Raw genomic sequence first — 21183 nt, forward strand, 5'->3', positions numbered from 1 at the left:
AACCTCAATGAGGTTGCTTTTTTATTTGTTTTCAAACAGAATTCAACTAATTTCGTTTAGCATCAATTCGTTTTATTTTAACAAGCAATGAACTATAAAGAAATACTTGAAAACATATATCAAAAAATCGCTCCTATTGAAAATATAGGAAAGTTAGCTACCTATATTCCTGAATTGGCTACCATTGATTCCGAAAAATTTGGCGTACATATTTCTACAGTTTCCAATACTAATTTTGGTTTGGGAAACTTCCAAGAAAAGTTCTCCATTCAGAGTATTGCTAAAGTATTATCACTTTGTTTAGCGTATAAGCATCTTGGTGAATCTATTTGGGACAGATTAGGTGTTGAGCCTTCTGGTAATAGTTTTAATTCATTGATACAACTGGAAACGGACAATGGTATTCCTAGAAACCCATTTATCAATGCAGGTGCTATTGTAATTGCTGATATTTTAATTAGTAGTTTGGTAAACCCGAAGGAAGATTTATTGAATTTTATCAAGAGTCTTTCTAAAAATAAAGACATCAACTACTCTGCAAAAATTGCCGCTTCTGAAAAGTCGGTAGGCTATCGAAATGTAGCCTTATGTAATTTTATTAAGTCTTACGGAAACATATACAACGATCCTGAAGTAGTACTTGATTTCTATTTCGATTTATGTTCGTTGGAATTGACGTGCGAGCAGCTTTCTGAATTGTTTTTCTTCTTAGCTAACAACGGAAAAACACGACAAGAAGAACAAATATTGACCAAAAGTCAATCGAAAAGAATTAACGCCTTGATGCAAACCTGTGGTTTTTATGACGAGTCTGGGGAGTTTGCTTTTAAAGTTGGGCTAGCTGGCAAAAGTGGTGTTGGTGGTGGTATTATTGCCATACACCCTAACCAGTATGCCATTGCTGTTTGGAGCCCTAAATTGAATAAAAAGGGAAATTCCTACAGAGGTATGCGCTTTTTAGAAGAGTTTACCACTCTTTCTGAGGAGTCTATTTTTTAGGTTGGTTCTTTTCCTGATTTAAACTAATTTGACTGATATTAAGTATTAATCTTTAAAACTAAATTATAGTTATAAAAATTATGAAAAAGTAGACCAACTATGAATAAAGAATATAAAGGGGATTGGTACTTACCCAAAAGTAAAGAAAAAATACCAGGAACATTAATCGTTAACTCTAGTATAAAGAAAATAACATTAGAATTATTCACGAACACCTATCTAACAGAAGAGCCAATTATTTATAACAAAATAGAGACAACTAATCAGCGTCAATTTGAACTTATATTAGGTGATACTCAACAAAAAACAACTTTACATAATTGTGTATTCAGAAGCGCTTCTTCGATTGGAAAACACTTACATAAGATAACTTATGAAGTCGAATTTGTCTTCTTAAATATCCATTTAACCAAAGTTTCAGATTTAAGAATTCATAAAGTTGAAGTTAAGTATCCATATCTTTCGACATTTTTTGACGGTTGGGAATCTACAAAAGATTTTGACGATAAAATCGAATCTAATATCAAATCAAAACCAATTTCCATAACAGAAAAATTAGAGTTAATATTAGTTGATAAATATTATAAAAAAACAACAAAATTAGGAGAAGGATTTGAAATGAAATATTCGAAATCTATTATATTTCAATATTCAAGTGGAGAAACATTCAATGAGGTTATTCGAAATCTTTATAAATTTTCAAAACTCTTATCATTTACTACAAAAGAAAATGCTTACTTTAATTTGAATTCTATTATAATTCCGTTAGAGCAAGTTGAAAGTTATAATAAGTATTGTTTAATTAATGAAGGTTTATGTCAAACTTCTATAATTAATTTTTCTCATCATCGTCATTCGGATGTAAATAAAACATCATTACATCAAAACTTTATGCTTTTTAGTAGATGGACATTTGAAGAAAAAGAATTAAATCATCTTATAAAAATGTGGTTTAACAACACACAATTGACTCCTATTTACGATTTTTATATTGACTCAAACAATTGGTTTAAAAGAAAAAGCATTATTTTATCAAATGTTATGTTCAATAATAAGTTTTTGAATTTAATACAAGGCTTAGAATCTTATTATGACATTAAAGATCCTGATTTCATCAAAGACAATGATACTTTCACAAAAAATCGTCAAAAATTAACAAATGAAATAACAGATAATGAATTGAAAAATTGGGCTCTAAAAAACATTAAATTTCCTAAAACCCCATCGTTAACAGATAAATTAGAATATTTTATTACAAAATTCAACGAAATAATTAAACAAATAAAAGGCATTGACAGTTTCATACAAAATTATTCTATTGAAGCAACTAGATATAGGCACGAACTATCACACGGAAGAATTGAAATGACTTATCAAGGTCAAGAATTTCATAAAATATATTCTTTTTCAAAGGTCTTACTTTGTTTTTGCATATTAGAATCTTTAAACATAACTAATGATAGAATTAAAAGGATTTGTTCTTCTAATTTTCATCTGAATAGAGAATTTGAACAAATTACATTATAATAAAAAGGTTCACTAGAAAAAGCCCAAAATAGTATCGAGATACTATTTTGGGCTTTTTTTAATTTCTCTTACTAACTCAACTCAATTTTCATATTTAAGTACAACCATTTTGTTGGAACGTTTGATGATTGCCCATTTACCAATTTATCATAATCAATACCCCAATCCAATAAGTTTACCTGACCTTGCAATACCAATGAGCTAGCCATAGCATTATTAAATTCTCTAATTCCAGTTGCAAAAAACTTTACTTCTCTTTCAACTCCTTTAATAGACATCACTCCGTTAATTTGATACCAATCTACCCCCATCACAAAAACATTCGTGGTTCTAAACGTTATGCTATCGTTCTTATCATTAATAAACACCCCTTTTGTTTTAATTCTCGAAGTTAAATCAGCCTCGTCACCTCTACATACTCTCAATGAGTTTGGATCAACCTCAAACGAAATACGCATGTTTTCTAACGGATTTCCAGCATCCATTCGTGCAGGAATATCCACTTTTAAATCGTCTACAATACCACCAAACGGTGTGCTACAATGACCGTGTGTTACAAACATATTAATCGTCTTGTTTTTTACAACTTCGGTTACCTCTTTTATTTCTTTCGGTGTAACTATTGAAGTACCTTTAGCAAACCCACTTACAAGCACTATGGCTAACAATGCCCCAACTAACAAAATTCTATTTTTAATGGTATTCATACTATTCGTATTTAAAGTTTTCATCAAAACTATCGCAACCTTCCGTTAAAAGTGTAAATCAATTGTCAAAAAAGTGTAAAAAATGCTTTTAACTACTGGTTCATGCCTGTTTAACCTCTTGAAATACCACAAAATAAATTTTTCCTTCTTTGTTTTAGACTACCTTTGCAAAAAAATATTTGATGCAGTTTACAGACCTACACCTTAATAAATCTATCTTAAAAGCGCTTACGGAAGAAAGACACCACACACCTACTTTAGTACAACAAAAAGTAATTCCGTTAGTACTCAACAAAAAAGATGTGATTGTAGCTGCTCAAACGGGTACAGGCAAAACGGCAGCTTTTGCATTGCCTATTATCAATGAGCTTTCTAAAGAGGCTGATGTTGAGAAAAGAGCTAAGAAAATAAAAGCATTGATTATAAGTCCTACTCGTGAATTGGCTATTCAAATTCAAGAAAACTGTAAAACATATAGTAAATACACCAATGTAAGAACTACCGTTGTTTACGGAGGTGTACCTACACAACCTCAAAAAGATGTTCTAGAAAAAGGTGTTGATATTTTAATTGCAACCCCTGGGCGTTTTATTGATTTACACAAACAAGGAAGTATTGATGTACGCCAGTTAACGACTTTTGTTTTAGACGAAGCTGATTTAATGCTTGATATGGGCTTTATTGATGATGTAAGAAAGATTGAAGAACTATGTCCGCGTAAAAAACAAACCTTATTGTTTTCTGCCACAATACCTGATAAAGTAAACGACTTAGCAACATCAATGTTGTACAAACCAGAGAAGATAGACATTTCACCTACTGAAACTACTTCAAAAAACATTGGTCAATTACTCTATTATACGCCTAAAAAGAACAAAGTAGATTTGTGTTTACACCTACTACGTAACACTATAAAAGGACGTATTATTATATTTCGACGTACCAAATTTGGAGTAGACAAACTCGAAAAAACATTGCAGAAAAACGGTTATAAAGCTACCAGCGTACACGGTGACAAATCACAAAACCTACGTAACCAAGCTATTGAAGACTTTAAAAGCAACAAAGCCAATATTTTAATTGCAACTGATGTTGCCGCTCGTGGTATTGACATTAGTAAAGTAGATGCGGTAATTAATGTTGATTTACCAAACATTCCTGAAACCTACGTACATAGAATTGGTAGAACAGGTAGAGCTGGTAAATCTGGAATCGCCTTTTCGTTATGTAGCGCTGATGAAACTTCGTACATCAAAGCTATTCAAGAATTCATGGACAGGTCTATCAAAATTGTGGAAGATCATCCGTTTCCACTTGCTAAACCTAAGCATAAAAAACAACCCAACACTGTTAGTAAACACAAAAAAGGAAGAAAATCAGAAGCTTCTAAAAGGAAAAAAAAACGCTGGTATTAGCATTTTAGTGAAAAGAACAAAAGTGGCATTACTATTGTAAATAATCTTCAGATTCTAAATTAATAACATTATGAAAAAAATTATTCAAACCTCATTACTATTATTAATTGCAGCTACACTTACTTTTTGTTCAACAAAAAAAGAACAAAAAGACACTCTTAAAAAAACACATATTGAGTTTGTTAGTAAAGACACTACAATTAAAAATTTACAAGGTGCTACTATAACTCTTTATGGTCATGACAGACTTTTAGCAGATGCTAAAGCTACTATAATTACAAGCCAAAAAATTGATTCTGAAAAAATTCCTTTTAGCATAGATCTTGAAATCCCATCTAATCCTGAAAGCCTAATTAAACCTAAAATAAGTAATATTGACAATGTTGCCTACTATCTTGTTATCTCTTATGAGAACAATCAAAAAAACGAAGGTGATATTGTTATAGACTACGATGCGAAATTCCCTGAAATAAACATCAATTCACCAAAAAAACAACTCATTTATCTAAAGGAATTATAACATTTTAAATTAAAAAAAATGTTCTTTTGGTTTTTTTACATATTAATCGTAATATTGCAATATAATAATTAATGTATGGGATTAACCAAATCTGAAATATTTACTGAAGAGCAAAACCAGCTGGCCACTATAGCAAAAGTACTCGGTCACCCAGCTCGTATTGCTATTTTACAACACTTATTCAAATTGAATTCTTGTGTATGTGGTGATTTGGTAAATGAAATTGGTTTGGCACAACCCACTATTTCACAACATTTAAAAGAATTAAAGAAGGTTGGTATTATCAAAGGTACTATTGAAGGAACTAGCGTTTGCTATTGTATTAACCCTTCAATCTGGAAAGAAATAAAAACCTTACTTTCTTCTTTTTTAAATCTTGATATGAATAACCAGAGTTGTTGTTAAAAAAATTTGAATCTATTAATCGTAATATTACAATAAATATAATAACCATGAAACTATCAGAAATCAAACAACATTTAAGTACATTAAAAACAATTGCTTTTCAATTGCCTGACGGTAGCCTAGTTCCGAATCATTTTCACGTAACCGAAGTAGGAAAAATTACTAAAAACTTTATTGACTGCGGAGGAACAGTTAGAAATGAAGAAGTGGTAAACTTTCAATTATGGAATGCCAATGACTATGATCACAGGTTGCATCCTGAGAAATTAGTTCATATCATAGAATTATCAGAAAAAGAATTAAATATTCCTGATTTAGAAATCGAGGTTGAATACCAAGGAAGTACCATAGGAAAATACGGATTAGATTTTGACGGAACCAACTTCTTACTTACTACGAAGCAAACTGATTGTTTGGCGAAAGATAACTGCGGTATTCCAACAGAAAAACCTAGCGTAAAACTATCAGATTTACAAAAGCAAACTGCTTGTGAACCAAATTCAGGATGTTGCTAATATGAAAACACTAAATTCATCTTTATTTTCTGGTATACAAGAAACTCTCTCTGAATTACCAACTGTTTTGGAAGAGCGCAAAGAAGTTTTACAACCTCTTATTCAATTCATTCAGAAAAAACTAGACAACAAAGAGGTAATAAACCTAAATTTTATTTGCACGCATAACTCAAGACGAAGTCATTTATCGCAAATATGGGCACAAACCATGGCTTTCTATTACCAAACTCCAAATGTACATAGTTATTCAGGAGGAACCGAAACCATTGCTACGAATGTAACAGTGGTAGATACTTTGTTAGATAACGGATTTAGAATTCAGCAATTGTCAAACGAAACCAATCCTGTTTATGCAATAAAATACGCTGATAATGTACCTTCTATAATAGGTTTTTCTAAAAAGTATGATAATGAGTTTAATCCTACTTCAGCGTTTTGTGCTATCATGACCTGCTCACAAGCCGACGAAGGCTGTCCTTTTATAGCTGGTGCTGAAAAAAGAGTTCCCGTTACTTATGAAGACCCTAAATTATATGACGGGACACCTTCTGAAAAACAAAAATATTTAGAAAGAAGTTTACAAATTGCAGCTGAAATGCAGTATGTGTTTTCCCGTGTAAAAATTAGCCTTTAAATTTCACTGGTAAGTGTACCACTTTTTTGGTTTCGAAGAAATCTTCTTCAAAAAAGTTTGGTAAATTATAAATGGTGGCTTTAGGGAAGTTCGCAAGTTCTTCAGTAAGGTCACCTCCTTTTAGGTATAAAATCCCATTTTTAAGTGCGTGATTTTGTTTTTTATGCACTTTGTTTTTCACCCAACGCTGAAACGTTTCCATTTGCGCCACTGCCCTACTTACAATAAAATCATAGGTATCATTTACTTCTTCAACACGTCCGTGAGTAGTTTTTACATTTTTTAAACCTAACCCTTCAGCAACTTCATTTACCACTTTTATCTTTTTCCCAATAGAATCTACCAAATGAAATTGTGTTTCAGGAAACAAAATTGCTAACGGAATTCCTGGAAATCCACCACCTGTTCCTACATCCATTACTTTAGCGCCAGACTTAAACTCCATCACTTTTGCTATTCCTAACGAATGTAATACATGACGTAAGTACAATTCATCAATATCTTTACGAGAAACAACATTAATTTTTAAGTTCCAGTCTTGATACAATTCTTGCAACTTAGAAAATTGTTCTAACTGCGTTTCCGATAAATTGTCAAAGTATTTTTTTATAAGTTCCATGAAGTCATTTTTTCCGTTGCAAAAATAAAAAACTAATTGGTATTGTTAATTTTTATATAAAAGATATTAATCTAGTTAAAAAGTTCGTCTTTAGCAATAACTGTGAACCAAAAACGTTTATTTTTGCGGTACAAATAAACAACAAATGAAGACAGTAAACTTCTCAAGAATAGATAACGCTAAGTTTTTTAGAACTCTAAATAAAAGAGTTAACTCTTACTTTAAAGAAAATAACATTAAGCGTACAGGTAACTGGAAACTATATTCAAAAGCTATTATTATGCTAGCTATGTTTATTGTTCCGTTTATACTAATTTTAACTATTGATATGTCTCAGTGGATAAAATTAGCTCTTACCGTTTTAATGGGTGTTGGAATGGCAGGAGTTGGAATGAATGTAATGCACGATGCCAACCACGAATCTTTTTCAAGCAAAAAATGGGTAAACAAACTTTTTGGAAGTAGTATATACATTTTAGCAGGGAATGTATACAATTGGAAAGTACAACACAATGTATTACACCACACTTATACCAATATACAAGATCATGATGAAGACATTGATGCTGGTAGAATAATTCGTTTTTCTAAACACGCACAGTGGTTATGGATTCACAAATTTCAAAAATACTATTCTGTATTCTTATACGGATTGTTAACTATAAACTGGGCTATTACTACCGATTTTAAACAAATGCGCAATTATTTAAAACGTAAACTATCATACGGTGAATTTCCCAACCCAGCTAAAGAATGGACTAAATTAGTAGTTTCTAAAGTAATCTATTATTCACTTTGGGTAATATTACCTATCGCAGTGATGGATGTAACTTGGTGGAAGGTGTTAATTGGATTTTTTGTAATGCACTACACTGCAGGTATTATTTTAAGTGTTGTTTTTCAATTAGCACACGTTGTTCCTAAAACAGAAATGCCTTTGCCTGATGAAGATGGTAACATGAAAAACACATGGGCGATACACCAATTATATACTACATCAAATTTTGCTCCTAAAAACTGGTTAGTTAATTTTTATACTGGTGGTTTAAATCATCAAGTTGAGCACCATATTTTTCCACACATATCGCACATTCACTACGATAAACTAGCTAAAATAGTAAAAGAAACTGCCAAAGAATTCAATCTTCCATACAACGAATATAAAACTACTCGTAAAGCAATTATTGAGCATTTTAGACATTTAGCTGAGTTAGGAAGAAAACCTCAATTAGCATAAATCAACATACAACATAACAACACAATGTCAAACGCATTATCAAACAGAATTAACAGTTTACCAGTATCGCAAACTTTGGCTATGGCTGCTAAAGCAAGAGAATTAAAAGCTGAGGGTAAAGACATCATTAGTTTAAGCTTAGGTGAACCTGATTTTAACACACCTGATTTTATTAAAGATGCTGCTATTGAAGCCATCAACCAAGATTATAACTCATACACTCCAGTTGATGGCTATGTGGAGTTAAAAGAAGCTATTTGCGAAAAGTTTAAGCGTGATAATAACTTAATATATGCTCCAAATCAAGTAGTCGTTTCTACAGGAGCAAAACAATCAATTGCGAATGTAGCTCAGGTATTATTAAACCCTGGTGATGAAGTGTTATTACCAGCACCATATTGGGTAAGTTATTCTGCGATTGCAATTTTGTGTGAAGCTAAATTTACAGAAATTCCTTCTTCTATTGAAAATGATTTTAAAATCACTCCAGAACAATTAGAAGCAGCTATTTCGCCAAAAACAAAGATGATTTTCTTTAACTCGCCAAACAACCCAAGTGGAACAATTTATAGCGAGGAAGAATACAGAGCTTTGGCTAAAGTATTAGAAAAGCATCCTCATATATACATATTATCAGACGAAATATATGAGCATATTAACTACGGAGCTAAGCCATTTAGTTTTGCAGCTATTGAAAACATGTATGACCGTACCATTACTGTTAATGGATTAGCGAAAGCTTTTGCGATGACAGGATGGAGAATTGGTTTTATTGGTGCTCCTCAATGGATTGCTAAAGCATGTACTAAAATGCAAGGTCAAATCACTTCAGGAACTAACTGTATTGCACAACGTGCAGCAATTACTGCCGTAAAAGCATCTCCAGAAAAAGTACAGTACATGGTAGATGAATTTAAAAAGCGTAGAGATTTAGTTCTTGATTTATTAGGGGAAATTGAAGGATTCAAATTAAATGTACCTGAAGGGGCTTTTTATGTATTTCCTGATATTTCTGATTTCTTTGGAAAAACTATTCAAGGAAAAGAAATTAAAAATGCTAACGATTTTTCTATGTTATTATTAGAAGAAGCGAATGTAGCTACTGTAACAGGTGAAGCTTTTGGTGCGCCGAACTGTGTTCGTTTATCATATGCTGCTTCTGAATTACAATTACGTGAGGCAATTAAGAGAATAAAAGAAATTTTAAGTTAATTTACTTAGAACAACATCATCATTAAACATAAAAAAATCCGTAAGACGTATCTTACGGATTTTTTATTTGAATTTTTAATTAGATTCTTCGTTTTTGTTTTTTTTCAAGAAAGTGACAATATATAAAACAATAATTGATAAAGGTAAAAATGTTGTTTTTAAACTTTTATAAGTAAAAAGTTCACTATATTCTTTATTGTAGATAATATAAGAGAGTTCCCATATATAAATAATTAAGCCAAATATTACCCAAACTAAAACAAAATAGTTAAAAAACAATTTATTTCTTTTCATAATTTTATTCTTGATAAAGATAAAAAAGTGATATTGAAGTAAATTCTTTTATGGAATTTTTATCAATTTCAGAACCTAAAATCAGGTTTTTATATTTGAGCTTCACCAAACAAGGTGTTCCTTCTGGAATACCTTCTCCCACTTCAATAGGAGCGTACCCAAACTGAACATCATATACATTATATTTTTTTTCAAGAGGTAGATTAATTTTAATTTCAGTCACACTATCATACCCTATATCTTTTTTTGAAATTAAATATTTTGTCTTGTTTTTAGGCACATATACTTCAATAAGGTCAGGACAACTAGTTTTACTACCATTATCCGTAAATTCTTCTTTTACAGACATACAATATGTAAATTCAGCCGCCATTAGCACCAATCCTATTCCTCCAACAAGTTTAGACCCCAACTTTTTTATCACTTTTTTAAAAGCCTTTTTTACAACCTTACCTCCCGCTTCTCCAGAAAGAGCTCCTACAAGAGCTATTCCTGCCGCTATGCCTGTTGCATCAAGAAAACATTTTTTAAATTTATCATAACCTCCTTTTCTTTGTAAATCATAACTTGACGTTAAAAGCTTGTTAGTTTCTAAGGCATATAATAAAATCCCAACCCCTGCTATTTCTTTTTGAATTTGATTAACATCTAACGTTCCAAACATTTCATAATAATCATCATTAGTAAATCCATAATCTTTTAAGAAATTAATACTAGGTACAATCAATTCATCTAACAACTCTCTAGACTCATCATAATTTAAGATTTCAGTCCCTTTAAGGTGTGCCTTATTTTCTTCAATTTTATTCTTTGCGTTTATAATAAACTTTTCAAACTTTCTTAGAGCCCTTTCTTCTGAAGGTATTTGCACTTGTTTTAAATCTTTATCAAGATTTTCTAACTCTTTCATGTTGCTCTCACAAGAAATAAGGAACACAAAACACATTAATAAAATTGATTTTACTTTTCTCATTTTCATATTTTTATATATTAAAAAATAGTCTTTATAGTTTTTATCACATAAATTAACACAATAAAAAAACTAATAATCAACAAATAAAAAAAATTATAATTAACCATTAAAATCTTCTTAACTCCTTTTTCGATTAAGGGTTTTCCCTATTTTACAGAACGCCTTAATCGGGAAAACCCTTAATCGAAAAAGCTATTTTTTTATTTACATGTGTTTTCACTAATTTAGTGGGCAAATCTCTTGTTATGAAACTAAACAGTGAAAAAAAAATAAAAGAAGTATTACAAAAAATTAAAAAAGAAAGAATAAAATTAGGATGGTCTCAATATGAAATTGGAGTAAAATTACATATCAGCCAAAATGCTTACTACAAATTAGAAGCAGGAAAAACCAAGTTAGATTTACAACGTTTTATAGAAATAACGAATTTGTTAGAGATAAAACCCGAAAAATTTTTACAATAATTAATAATACTAAAAAGGAACTTTTAATTTTCTAACTTTTTTCTTTTTAAGCTTCTTTAAATACAATGCTTTCTTGTTATAATCAATAAAGGCTTTTCCTTCCTCTAAAATATCTGCTCCTATAATTCCGTCTACCTCGTCAGCATCATGTTGTTTTAAGGCTGTATTTACGTGCGTTAAATCAAACAATACCAAATCACACTCATTCGTCTTCCATTTCCCTATTTTAAGTGAATTGTTTTCTGATTTTTGTGTCTCCATATTGGTAGCACCAGCTCCCGCTGCTTTAACTTCACTTTCTTCAGAAATAAGTTTGAAACGTTCTATTAACTCCAATCCAACACACGAATTAGAAGCTCCAGTATCTAAAATAAATCTTCCTTTAACACCATTTATCTCTGCGTCCAACTCTAAATGGTTCGTCACCATTTTCTTAAGTTTTATTTTGATGTATTTCTTTTTTCGTAATACTTTTTTCAAACTTGCCATTTCTCGTACTTTTGTCCCGTAAAGATACAGCAATAAATGATTACAGATACACATACCCACTTATATTCTAGTCAGTTTGATGAAGATAGAAACGAAATGATACAACGTGCTAAAGATGCAGGTATATCTCGTTTTTTTATTCCTGCAATTGATAGTTCGTATACACAACGTATGCTTGATTTAGAGAAAAACTACCCCAACGATGTGTTTTTAATGATGGGCTTACACCCAACTTCTGTGAAAGAAAATTACCAAGAAGAATTAGCACACGTAAAAGAATGGCTAGAGCAACGTGATTTTTATGCGATTGGTGAAATTGGTATCGATTTATATTGGGACAAAACTTTTTTACCGCAACAACAAGAGGCTTTCCGTACGCAAATTCAATGGGCTAAAGAAAAAAAACTGCCAATTGTAATTCATTGTCGCGATGCTTTTGATGAAATTTTTGAAGTCTTAGAAACTGAAAAAGGAGAAGATTTATTCGGAATTTTTCACTGTTTTACAGGAACATTTGAGCAAGCTGAAAAAGCAATTTCTTACGATATGAAATTAGGAATTGGAGGTGTTGCTACTTTTAAAAACGGAAAGATTGACAAGTTTCTACATCAAATAGATATTGAACATATTGTGTTAGAAACCGATGCTCCCTACTTAGCACCTACTCCGTATCGAGGAAAACGTAATGAAAGTAGCTATATAACTAATGTTGTGGATAAGTTAGTAGATATTTATGGATTGACTTTCGATGAAATTTCGGAAATTACAACACAGAACTCTAAAGACGTTTTTGGTGTCTAACTTACAAACTACATATTATAAAACTCCCATAGGAGTAGCCAAGATTCAAGGTGATGAAAACGGTATTCAATCAGTTTCGGTATTGGATGATGATGCTTTAACTTCACTAAACATTCCAAAAGAAACACCTACTTATTTACAAGAGTGTGTCACACAGCTAAATGAATATTTTGATAACACAAGAACAACGTTTGATCTAAAATTGAACCCGCAAGGAACAATATTTCAACAGTCGGTATGGGATGAGTTATTGAATATTCCTTTCGGAAGAACAAGAACTTATTTAGAGCAAACCAAACAATTAGGAGATGTAAAAGCAATTCGTGCGGTGGCTTCTGCTAATGGTAAAAATCCTATTTGGATTATTATTCCTTGTCATAGAGTTGTGGGTTCTGACGGTTCACTAACAGGATATGCTGGTGGTGTTTGGCGCAAAAAATGGTTATTGGAACATGAAAGTGGAGCTAAACAACAAACATTATTCTAATTTTTAGAAGAGTAAATAATGAGGTAACGCTTAATTCAAATTGCGTTTTTCAATAAAAAATTTCTTTAGTAAAAGGCCACTTTCTTCTTCTAAAACACCCGATACAACTTTAGTTTTTGGATGTAGTTTAGTTTTCAATACAGAAAAACCTAATTTCGGCTCACTTGCTCCGTATACTATTTTACCTATTTGTGCCCAATAACTTGCTCCTGCACACATTTGGCAAGGTTCCAACGTTACATATAAGATACAATCTTTTAAGTATTTCCCTCCTAAAAAATCTGCTGCAGCGGTAAATGCTTGCATTTCGGCATGTGCTGTAACATCATTTAATAACTCTGTTAAGTTATGTGCTCTTGCTATAATTTGATTGTTAAAAACAATAACAGCCCCTACAGGAACCTCCCCTTTATCAAAAGCTAGTTCAGCTTCTTGCAGAGCTTTTTTCATAAAGTAGGTATCGTCAAATGGATTCATCAATAAGGATTTTCATAAGTATATAAACAAATGTAGCCAAAATTTGTTTGTGCAAACTCTAGGTAAAATACTTATTTTTACCAAAATTTACGATTTGATTTCAATCAATACTTCTGAAAATAAAAAAGTCTACTTTGCTTCCGACCAACATTTAGGAGCTCCAACTCCCGAAGCTAGTTTTCCTCGTGAACAAAAGTTCGTTACATGGTTAAACGAAGTTAAAAAAGATGCTGAGGCTATTTTTATCCTAGGTGATTTATTCGATTTTTGGTTTGAGTATAAGACCGTAGTCCCTAAAGGATTTGTACGTGTTTTAGGTAAACTTGCTGAACTAAAAGATAGCGGTATTCCGATTTACTTTTTTGTTGGAAATCATGACCTATGGATGCATGATTACTTTGAAAAAGAATTAAACATCCCTGCATTTCATTCACCACAAGAGTTTAAAATCAACGATAAACTGTTTTTAATTGGCCATGGTGATGGATTAGGCCCAGGTGATAAAGGATATAAACGCATGAAAAAAGTGTTTACATTTCCTTTATTTCAGTGGATGTTTCGTTGGCTACACCCAGATTTAGGTGTTCGATTAGGTCAATATATGTCAGTAAAAAACAAACTGATTTCTGGTGATGAGGACGCTAAATTTTTAGGAGAAGATAATGAATGGTTGGTACAATATTGTAAGCGAAAACTAGAGTTTAAACACTACGATTATTTTGTTTTTGGACACAGACATCTTCCGTTAGAAATTCAACTTAAAGACAATAGTGTTTACCTTAACACTGGTGATTGGATTCAGTATTATACCTATGCGATTTTTGAAAACGATAAATTATTCTTAAAAGAATATAAACCATAAAAAAAACACCTTAAATAAGGTGCTTTTTCGTTATCAAATATCACAATTAAAAACAAACCATTATGTTATTAATTAGCATTCTCACTAAATGGTGTTGGGAAAGCATCTATAATATTATCTCCTGTTCTATCTAGCGGAACATAGGTTGCGTTTAACCTATTTAAACGCCTTAAATCAATCCAACGATGTCCTTCTCCTAATAAAGAGTATCTTCTTTGTTTTAAAACTTCTTCTACTAACTCACTGTCTGAAGTTCCTCCTGAGTAATCAGGCAAGCCTGCTTCACCCCTTACAACATTAATTGCGTTTATAGCCTCAGTATTATTTGTTCCAATATTCGCTTCTGCATACATTAAAATTAACTCCTCATTTCTAATTAAATAAACAGGATCTGTATTACTTTTATACACGGATATTTGATGAGTACCCGTAAGACCATCATGAGAGCCAGAGCTATCTAACAATGAAGATTTACTAGACACACGAAGATCACCTGTCTCCCCATCAGCTATCCAAGAATTATGAATAACAAATTCATTTCCTATTTGCTTTACATAAAACAAATCGTTTTTAATATCATTACCTGTTAATCCAAAAACATGAGATACACCGAACGACATAGATTCATTTAAGTCAAAGAAAGATTCATTTAAAAAAGTTAACACTTCTGTCATGTTGTTTTGATATAGTGCAACCCGTGCAGCAATTGCTCTATTAAACTTTAAAAAACCACTTGGTAAAAGAGGCTGATCTGTTGGCTTTAAATCATTATATCCTGGACTAAAAAGAAATAAAAAATTACTCGAAGACGCTTCTAAATCGCTTTTAGCTTCATTTAATAGATTTTTGATTGCGACTAAAGCTTCATCATAACCTACAAAAGGACCTAAGTTATCTGGATCTTCTACATCTAACCTTATTCCGTTCGTATATTGCCTATTTGCTACCATTAAAAGAGCGTATGCTTTTATTGTCTTAGCGTATCCGTAGTAAGATTTTTTTTCTGCCTCAGAAAATCCAGCATTTGAATTTTCTACAGCTGTAATTAAAACATTAGCTGCTTTAACTATTCTATACCAAGCCGCAAAAGAACGAGTTGTTAAAAACCCATTATTATCTAAAGGACCTTTTAAAATTTCTCCTGTGTATCTTGGATCTGCTGTTGATAAATCATAATACTCTCTTGCTAAATAGCTTACCGTTTCATAATGAAAATCTAAATCATTTCTCATTACAGCCTCTAAACCAACTGCTAAAGCTTCGACATCAGCTGCGGAGGCACCACCTGTATATGAATCCAATGTCGGTGCATTTTGATTAGGTAATTCATCTAATTCACAACCCTGTATAAAAAAGACAAAAACAATTAATATTAATTTATAGAATATATTTTTCATGATAATTTATTTTAGGAGATTAAAAGTTAACTTTTAGATGAAAATTAACAAACTTAGATGCAGGATAAGGAGTTACTTCAACATTATTAGCTAATACATTATTTCCAAAATTTGATGCTTCTGGATCATAACTATTATAATCAAAAATGTTGATTAAGTTTCTACCCGACACCCCCACTTTTACTTTTTCCGTTCCTTTAAAAACCTCATCATCAAACGTATAAAAAAGACCTACTTCCCTTAATCGAAGATATCCTGCATCTTCTATTAGAGGCTTAGTATTTCTAACATTTGCTTGTGCCAACCTATAGGGTCCATTAGTAAGTGTGCCTGTTGGATCTAAATCAGTATCATCAAAATCCCATGTAGTCCCAGCATTATCATATAAAAAAGTTGTTAAGTTAATACCATCTCCTCCTTTTTTCCAGTGCCATAAAAATGATAAATCGAAGTTTTTATAACGTATGTTGTTTTGCCATGACATTTGAAAATCTGGCTCTGCATTACCATAAACAGCAAATCCATCTCCATCAGGATCAATTACAGCTATTTCTTCTGGAGTAAGTCCACTAGGATAAGTCCCTACAATTTGCGTAGCACTCTTACCTTCCTGTATTAAAAAAGTTCCTAAGAAGGCCGCAAAACCACCTTCTGTGAATGCTGGAACATCCAGTTTATTAATTTTAGATTTGTTTTTCCACCATTTAAAATTTGCATTCCAAGAAAAATCTTCTTTTTCAATAAAGTTTGCATTTAAACCTAATTCTATACCTGTGTTTTCAAGCTCTCCTCCATTTTTAATTTTTCTAGTAAAACCAGATGATGTTGGAAAGTTTTCCTGAATAAGTAAATCGCTAATTTTTTTGTTATATACCGTAGCCTCTAACGTAAACCTGCCATCAAACAGCCCTAAATCTAACCCATATTCTAATTCTTTTTGACGTTCTGGACCTATGGTAGGATCTCCTTTAAAAGTCCCAGGTGCAAAACCAGAAACCCCACCAATGAATTGTGGTGCAGCCAAGGTAAACTGATCATTAAAGTTTGGAAACCTTCCGGCTTCTCCATACGCAATCCTAGGTTTTAAACTAGTAACTTCTTTTATATTCCAAAAATTAAACTTATGTAAATTAATTGCTAAGTTTGCTTTAGGGTAATAATACATTTTATCTGAAACTCCATTGTTAGTTGATTTATCTCCTCTAACCCCAACAGTACCTATTATTTTATCGTCGTAATTTATTTCCTCTTGCACAAAAAAACCTGTATCTCTTTGAAGCCTAACAACTTGTTGTGATGACAAATTCTCTGCTAGTGATAAACTTGTTAAAGAAGTATTGAAACCTGTACCTACAGTTATAACAGTATTACGATCAAAATCTTGAAAAAAGGTTCCCGTTTGAGTTGTAAATTGTAATCCGTTATTTAGAATTAAATTATGAACTAAAAAGGCAGACAAGTTGTAGTTAGTATTCCTCGTCGTTCCAGATATTGAAGCTCCCTTTAAAGTAGATCGATCTCTAAAATAAGTTAATTCTCTAGGAAAAATACTTGTTGTACGAAGTGTGTACTGATCAAAACCCGCTTCAAGCACCAACTTAAGTCTATTTTTTTCTCCATTAAGGATTTTGATATTGGACTTAGCACTACCAATAAACCTATTTACGTTTTCTCTATTAGTAGTTAGTGCTATTGTTTCTAATACATTTGAACCAGCTCCTCCAAAAGGATAGACTCCATCTGTAGGAGATAAGTTTTCCCATGGATAGGTAAAAGCTAGGGCGTACCCTATAGTTCTATTGGCATTACCGTTATTAAAAAAACCTCTATCCGCTTGAGAGCTTATATAATTTGACGTGACATATAAATCTAACCAATCTGTAAATTTTTGACCTATATTTAAACGAGCCGCTGCTTTTTCATAGCCTGTATTTTCAACTAATCCAGGTTCATCTTTATAAGTTACTCCAAAAAAGTAATCGCTTCTTTCTGAACCTCCTGATGTTGTAAACCTTGTTGTTGTAGAAATTCTAGTATGATCAAATAACTCTGCTTCATAGTCTCTTAGTTTTGCATTCGCTGGTCCTCCTAAAGCAACAACCTCTGATTCATCCCAGTCTCTTAAACCTAATAACCTTGTTGGACTTCTCAAGCCTACAGTTTGTGAAAAGGATACTCTAGGTTTACCTTCTTTACCTCTTTTTGTTGTAATAATAACAACACCTCCTGCCGCTCTTGATCCGTAGAGAGCTGCCGCTGAGGCACCTTTCAGTATTTCTACAGTCTCTATATCTTCAGGGTCAATATCTGCAATCCTATTAGAAGCGTCATCTTGATTTGATGAAGGATTACCTCCTCCTGCTGCTTCACTTACAATATTATTTCCAGAAGAAATTGATGAATTATCTACATATACACCATCAACCACAAATAATGGTTGCTGATCTCCAAAAATAGAAGTAACACCTCTTAACCTCATAGAAATTCCTCCTCCTGGAGCCCCTGAATTTGCTTTTATCTCTGCTCCTGTGAACTTTCCTGATAATGCACTATCAAAACCCGATTGTGATGTAACTTGTGTTAATTCAGCAGCTGAAATTGTCGAAACTGTGTTTGCTAAATTAGATCTTTTCGTTGTAGTTGCTAACCCCGAAATCACTACTTCTTCTAAAACATCAGAATCTTCTCGTAGCGTCACCTGTAAAAAAGCATTCGTATCGGCAATATTTCTTTCTACTGTAACAAACCCTAAGGAAGATATTGTTACTACTGCCGGAAGGTTTTTTATATTTAAACTAAATTCACCATTCTCATTAGAAGTGGTACCATTTGTTGTTCCTTTCTCTATAATATTTGCAAAAGGAATACTTTCTCCATTTACATCCACAATTTTTCCTTTTATTGTTTGCCCGTAAACAAAACCAGAAAACAGAAAAATAAGTGCGTTAATTAGCAACGTTTTGCTAAAAGACATTTTCTTCATAAAATTTAAGTTTAAAGTTAGTAGAAGCTAAATTTCTTTTTTTTTATCCATAAAAACAAATTATAAACAACTTATTTTCAGCTACATAAAACACACAACCAAAAACTTAACTTTAAAGAACAATACCTTTTAGCTTGTAAATACAAGGTTTAACCAACTTTTAACAACTAAAAAAACACTATTATTGTAGCTTTGTTTCATAAAAATTCTAATTTATTTCAATTACTATGGATATAGATGTAAGAGCCATCAATGAAAAAATAGAAAGAGAAAGTGCTTTTGTAGACTTATTAACTACAGAGATGAATAAAGTAATTGTAGGTCAAAAACACATGATTGAACGATTACTAATTGGACTTTTAGGAAATGGACATATCTTATTAGAAGGTGTACCTGGGCTAGCAAAAACATTGGCAATTAACACACTTTCTAAAGCTGTTGACGGAAGTTTTAGTCGTGTTCAGTTTACTCCAGATTTATTACCTGCCGATGTAGTAGGTACCATGATATACAATGTAAAAGAAAATGACTTCTCAATTAAAAAGGGACCTATTTTTGCCAACTTTGTATTAGCCGATGAGATTAACCGTGCGCCTGCTAAAGTTCAATCTGCTTTATTAGAAGCCATGCAAGAGCGTCAAATTACGATTGGTGATGAAACTTTTAAGTTAGATGAGCCTTTCTTAGTAATGGCTACTCAAAACCCAGTAGAACAAGAAGGAACATATCCGCTTCCTGAGGCACAGGTAGACCGTTTTATGCTAAAAACAGTAATTGATTATCCAAAATTACAAGACGAGCAACTTATTATGCGTCAAAATTTAAATGGAAGTTTTCAAAAAATAAATCCTGTAATTTCAATAGAACAAATTATTAAAGCTCGTAACGTAGTTAATGAGGTTTATATGGATGAAAAAATTGAAAAATATATCTTAGATATTGTTTTTGCGACTCGTTATCCTGAAAAATACAATTTAGAAAAACTACAACCACTTATCAGTTTTGGTTCCTCTCCTCGTGGTAGTATTGCCTTAGCAAAAGCTGCAAAATGCTATGCTTTTATTAAACGAAGAGGGTATGTAATTCCTGAAGATGTTCGAGCAATCGTAAACGATGTTTTACGTCACAGAATTGGTATTACGTATGAAGCCGAAGCTGAGAATATTACATCTATTGATATTATCAATTCTATTATTAACGAAGTGCAAGTACCTTAATCAATTATCAATAAGCAATTATCAGCTTAAAATATTTTACTGATTAATTGATAACTGTTAACTGACAATTGAAAATATGGATACAAAAGAGTTACTAAAAAAAGTTCGAAAAATAGAAATAAAGACACGTAGGTTGTCTAATCATATTTTTGGAGGAGAGTATCATTCAACCTTTAAAGGTAGAGGTATGACTTTTTCTGAAGTTCGTCAATATCAATTCGGAGACGACATTAGAGCAATTGACTGGAACGTTACTGCTCGTTATAACGAACCCTATGTAAAAGTTTTTGAAGAAGAACGTGAACTAACTATGATGTTGGTTGTTGATGTTTCAGGCTCAGAATTTTTTGGTACTTCTGAACAATTTAAAAAAGATACCGTTACAGAAATTGCAGCAACATTGGCATTTTCTGCTATTCAAAACAACGATAAAGTTGGTTTAATTTTATTCTCAGATCAAATTGAACTGTACATTCCTCCCAAAAAAGGAAAAAGTCATGTGCTGAGAATTATTCGAGAACTTATAGAGTTTCAACCAAAAAGTAGGCAAACTAATATTAGTGAAGCTCTAAAATTTTTATCTAACATTATGAAAAAGAAAGCTATTGTTTTTATGCTTTCTGATTTTATGGATGATGATTATGAGCGTACATTAAAGATTGTTGGTAACAAACATGACGTAACTGGTATACGTATATATGATAAACACGACGAAGAAATTCCAAACCTAGGGATGGTTCCTATAATGGATGCAGAAACTGGAAAAACACAGCTAGTTAACACTAGTTCTAAATCGGTTAGAACTCATTATAAGGCAAATGCTTTACGTTTGTCTGATTATTTTGAAACCACTTTTACAAAAAGTGGTGCAGGAACAATTAGCACTAGAGTTGATGAGAGTTATGTACGAAAACTGTTAGGTTATTTTAAACGAAAAGGATAAGAACAA

The 21183-nt window shown here is 32.0% G+C and carries 22 protein-coding genes; 15 read left to right on the forward strand and 7 right to left on the reverse strand.

Annotation, left to right across the window (positions count from 1 at the left end; translation table 11 throughout):
* Positions 1-87: 87 nt before the first annotated feature.
* A complete protein-coding gene (locus C7448_RS00300) occupies positions 88-999 on the forward strand; it encodes a glutaminase (RefSeq protein WP_115899382.1) in 912 nt (303 codons plus the stop codon).
* Between the two features lie 99 nt (positions 1000-1098).
* Positions 1099-2526, forward strand: coding sequence for an ApeA N-terminal domain 1-containing protein (locus C7448_RS00305; RefSeq protein WP_115899383.1), 1428 nt, complete (start codon positions 1099-1101; stop codon positions 2524-2526).
* A 71-nt stretch (positions 2527-2597) separates the two neighbouring features.
* Here C7448_RS00305 and C7448_RS00310 read toward each other — a convergent pair whose 3' ends face one another.
* Positions 2598-3233, reverse strand: a complete 636-nt coding sequence (locus C7448_RS00310; RefSeq protein ID WP_170136980.1) for a YceI family protein — start codon at positions 3231-3233, stop codon at positions 2598-2600.
* Between the two features lie 182 nt (positions 3234-3415).
* On the opposite strand from C7448_RS00310, the gene C7448_RS00315 reads away from it, so the two are divergent.
* The 5 genes from C7448_RS00315 to C7448_RS00335 all read left to right on the forward strand — a co-directional run bounded on the left by C7448_RS00315 (position 3416) and on the right by C7448_RS00335 (position 6722).
* On the forward strand, positions 3416-4648 hold the full coding sequence (locus C7448_RS00315) for a DEAD/DEAH box helicase (protein ID WP_115899385.1): 1233 nt from the start codon (positions 3416-3418) through the stop codon (positions 4646-4648).
* 70 nt (positions 4649-4718) lie between these two features.
* Positions 4719-5168, forward strand: a complete 450-nt coding sequence (locus C7448_RS00320; RefSeq protein WP_115899386.1) for a hypothetical protein — start codon at positions 4719-4721, stop codon at positions 5166-5168.
* A gap of 75 nt (positions 5169-5243) precedes the next feature.
* Positions 5244-5573 (forward strand): ArsR/SmtB family transcription factor, encoded by a 330-nt coding sequence (locus C7448_RS00325; protein WP_115899387.1) that lies wholly within the window; start codon positions 5244-5246, stop codon positions 5571-5573.
* A gap of 47 nt (positions 5574-5620) precedes the next feature.
* Entirely contained in the window at positions 5621-6088 is a 468-nt protein-coding gene (locus C7448_RS00330; protein ID WP_115900094.1) for a DUF6428 family protein, read from the forward strand.
* Between the two features lies 1 nt (position 6089).
* Positions 6090-6722, forward strand: a complete 633-nt coding sequence (locus tag C7448_RS00335) for a low molecular weight phosphatase family protein (RefSeq protein WP_115899388.1) — start codon at positions 6090-6092, stop codon at positions 6720-6722.
* Here the strand turns inward: C7448_RS00335 and rsmG are convergent.
* On the reverse strand, positions 6712-7341 hold the full coding sequence (rsmG, locus tag C7448_RS00340; RefSeq protein WP_115899389.1) for a 16S rRNA (guanine(527)-N(7))-methyltransferase RsmG: 630 nt from the start codon (positions 7339-7341) through the stop codon (positions 6712-6714). The two genes, C7448_RS00335 and rsmG, sit on opposite strands and share 11 nt — an antisense overlap.
* Before the next feature lie 145 nt (positions 7342-7486).
* Here rsmG and C7448_RS00345 point away from each other — a divergent pair, with 145 nt between their 5' ends.
* Together C7448_RS00345 and C7448_RS00350 are read left to right on the forward strand one after the other, a co-directional pair.
* Positions 7487-8578, forward strand: a complete 1092-nt coding sequence (locus C7448_RS00345) for a fatty acid desaturase family protein (RefSeq protein ID WP_115899390.1) — start codon at positions 7487-7489, stop codon at positions 8576-8578.
* Between the two features lie 24 nt (positions 8579-8602).
* Entirely contained in the window at positions 8603-9790 is a 1188-nt protein-coding gene (locus C7448_RS00350) for a pyridoxal phosphate-dependent aminotransferase (protein ID WP_211321871.1), read from the forward strand.
* 298 nt (positions 9791-10088) lie between these two features.
* Here the strand turns inward: C7448_RS00350 and C7448_RS00360 are convergent, their stop codons facing one another.
* Entirely contained in the window at positions 10089-11057 is a 969-nt protein-coding gene (locus C7448_RS00360) for a hypothetical protein (RefSeq protein WP_147300482.1), read from the reverse strand.
* Positions 11058-11302: 245 nt separating this feature from the next.
* On the opposite strand from C7448_RS00360, the gene C7448_RS00365 reads away from it, so the two are divergent.
* Positions 11303-11521 (forward strand): helix-turn-helix domain-containing protein, encoded by a 219-nt coding sequence (locus C7448_RS00365; RefSeq protein ID WP_115899393.1) that lies wholly within the window; start codon positions 11303-11305, stop codon positions 11519-11521.
* 9 nt (positions 11522-11530) lie between these two features.
* On the opposite strand, the gene C7448_RS00370 is transcribed toward C7448_RS00365, so the two are convergent.
* Complete coding sequence (locus C7448_RS00370; RefSeq protein WP_115899394.1) at positions 11531-12010, reverse strand: retropepsin-like aspartic protease; 480 nt, start codon at positions 12008-12010, stop codon at positions 11531-11533.
* Between the two features lie 36 nt (positions 12011-12046).
* Between C7448_RS00370 and C7448_RS00375 the strand changes: the two genes are divergently transcribed.
* Positions 12047-12811: a TatD family hydrolase gene (locus C7448_RS00375; RefSeq protein WP_115899395.1), complete on the forward strand. Its 765-nt coding sequence runs from the start codon at positions 12047-12049 to the stop codon at positions 12809-12811.
* The gene (locus C7448_RS00380; RefSeq protein ID WP_245939400.1) at positions 12804-13298 is read left to right on the forward strand and encodes a methylated-DNA--[protein]-cysteine S-methyltransferase; all 495 of its coding nucleotides are present in this window, start codon (positions 12804-12806) and stop codon (positions 13296-13298) included. The genes C7448_RS00375 and C7448_RS00380 overlap by 8 nt, the downstream gene beginning before the upstream one ends.
* Positions 13299-13328: 30 nt before the next feature.
* Here the strand turns inward: C7448_RS00380 and C7448_RS00385 are convergent, their stop codons facing one another.
* Positions 13329-13778, reverse strand: a complete 450-nt coding sequence (locus C7448_RS00385) for a nucleoside deaminase (RefSeq protein ID WP_115899397.1) — start codon at positions 13776-13778, stop codon at positions 13329-13331.
* Positions 13779-13869: 91 nt separating this feature from the next.
* Here C7448_RS00385 and C7448_RS00390 point away from each other — a divergent pair, with 91 nt between their 5' ends.
* A complete protein-coding gene (locus tag C7448_RS00390; RefSeq protein ID WP_115900096.1) occupies positions 13870-14637 on the forward strand; it encodes a UDP-2,3-diacylglucosamine diphosphatase in 768 nt (255 codons plus the stop codon).
* A 68-nt stretch (positions 14638-14705) separates the two neighbouring features.
* Here C7448_RS00390 and C7448_RS00395 read toward each other — a convergent pair whose 3' ends face one another.
* Both C7448_RS00395 and C7448_RS00400 read right to left on the reverse strand, forming a co-directional pair.
* Positions 14706-16034 carry a RagB/SusD family nutrient uptake outer membrane protein gene (locus tag C7448_RS00395; protein WP_115899398.1) on the reverse strand — a complete coding sequence of 443 codons (1329 nt, stop codon included), beginning with the start codon at positions 16032-16034 and terminating at the stop codon, positions 14706-14708.
* 19 nt (positions 16035-16053) lie between these two features.
* Positions 16054-19017, reverse strand: coding sequence for a SusC/RagA family TonB-linked outer membrane protein (locus C7448_RS00400; RefSeq protein WP_115899399.1), 2964 nt, complete (start codon positions 19015-19017; stop codon positions 16054-16056).
* Positions 19018-19244: 227 nt separating this feature from the next.
* Between C7448_RS00400 and C7448_RS00405 the strand changes: the two genes are divergently transcribed.
* Positions 19245-20234 (forward strand): AAA family ATPase, encoded by a 990-nt coding sequence (locus C7448_RS00405; protein WP_115899400.1) that lies wholly within the window; start codon positions 19245-19247, stop codon positions 20232-20234.
* Positions 20235-20310: 76 nt separating this feature from the next.
* Positions 20311-21177 carry a DUF58 domain-containing protein gene (locus tag C7448_RS00410; protein ID WP_115899401.1) on the forward strand — a complete coding sequence of 289 codons (867 nt, stop codon included), beginning with the start codon at positions 20311-20313 and terminating at the stop codon, positions 21175-21177.
* The last annotated feature ends 6 nt before the right edge of the window (positions 21178-21183 follow it).

Source organism: Tenacibaculum gallaicum, from assembly GCF_003387615.1.
GTDB lineage: Bacteria > Bacteroidota > Bacteroidia > Flavobacteriales > Flavobacteriaceae > Polaribacter > Polaribacter gallaicus.

Coding starts and splice junctions, on each gene's coding strand:
- C7448_RS00300 (WP_115899382.1), top strand. CDS start 88: ATGAACTATAAAGAAATACTTGAAAACATATATCAAAAAATCGCTCCT.
- C7448_RS00305 (WP_115899383.1), top strand. CDS start 1,099: ATGAATAAAGAATATAAAGGGGATTGGTACTTACCCAAAAGTAAAGAA.
- C7448_RS00310 (WP_170136980.1), bottom strand. CDS start 3,233: ATGAATACCATTAAAAATAGAATTTTGTTAGTTGGGGCATTGTTAGCC.
- C7448_RS00315 (WP_115899385.1), top strand. CDS start 3,416: ATGCAGTTTACAGACCTACACCTTAATAAATCTATCTTAAAAGCGCTT.
- C7448_RS00320 (WP_115899386.1), top strand. CDS start 4,719: ATGAAAAAAATTATTCAAACCTCATTACTATTATTAATTGCAGCTACA.
- C7448_RS00325 (WP_115899387.1), top strand. CDS start 5,244: ATGGGATTAACCAAATCTGAAATATTTACTGAAGAGCAAAACCAGCTG.
- C7448_RS00330 (WP_115900094.1), top strand. CDS start 5,621: ATGAAACTATCAGAAATCAAACAACATTTAAGTACATTAAAAACAATT.
- C7448_RS00335 (WP_115899388.1), top strand. CDS start 6,090: ATGAAAACACTAAATTCATCTTTATTTTCTGGTATACAAGAAACTCTC.
- rsmG (WP_115899389.1), bottom strand. CDS start 7,341: ATGGAACTTATAAAAAAATACTTTGACAATTTATCGGAAACGCAGTTA.
- C7448_RS00345 (WP_115899390.1), top strand. CDS start 7,487: ATGAAGACAGTAAACTTCTCAAGAATAGATAACGCTAAGTTTTTTAGA.
- C7448_RS00350 (WP_211321871.1), top strand. CDS start 8,603: ATGTCAAACGCATTATCAAACAGAATTAACAGTTTACCAGTATCGCAA.
- C7448_RS00360 (WP_147300482.1), bottom strand. CDS start 11,057: ATGAGAAAAGTAAAATCAATTTTATTAATGTGTTTTGTGTTCCTTATT.
- C7448_RS00365 (WP_115899393.1), top strand. CDS start 11,303: ATGAAACTAAACAGTGAAAAAAAAATAAAAGAAGTATTACAAAAAATT.
- C7448_RS00370 (WP_115899394.1), bottom strand. CDS start 12,010: ATGGCAAGTTTGAAAAAAGTATTACGAAAAAAGAAATACATCAAAATA.
- C7448_RS00375 (WP_115899395.1), top strand. CDS start 12,047: ATGATTACAGATACACATACCCACTTATATTCTAGTCAGTTTGATGAA.
- C7448_RS00395 (WP_115899398.1), bottom strand. CDS start 16,034: ATGAAAAATATATTCTATAAATTAATATTAATTGTTTTTGTCTTTTTT.
- C7448_RS00400 (WP_115899399.1), bottom strand. CDS start 19,017: ATGAAGAAAATGTCTTTTAGCAAAACGTTGCTAATTAACGCACTTATT.
- C7448_RS00405 (WP_115899400.1), top strand. CDS start 19,245: ATGGATATAGATGTAAGAGCCATCAATGAAAAAATAGAAAGAGAAAGT.
- C7448_RS00410 (WP_115899401.1), top strand. CDS start 20,311: ATGGATACAAAAGAGTTACTAAAAAAAGTTCGAAAAATAGAAATAAAG.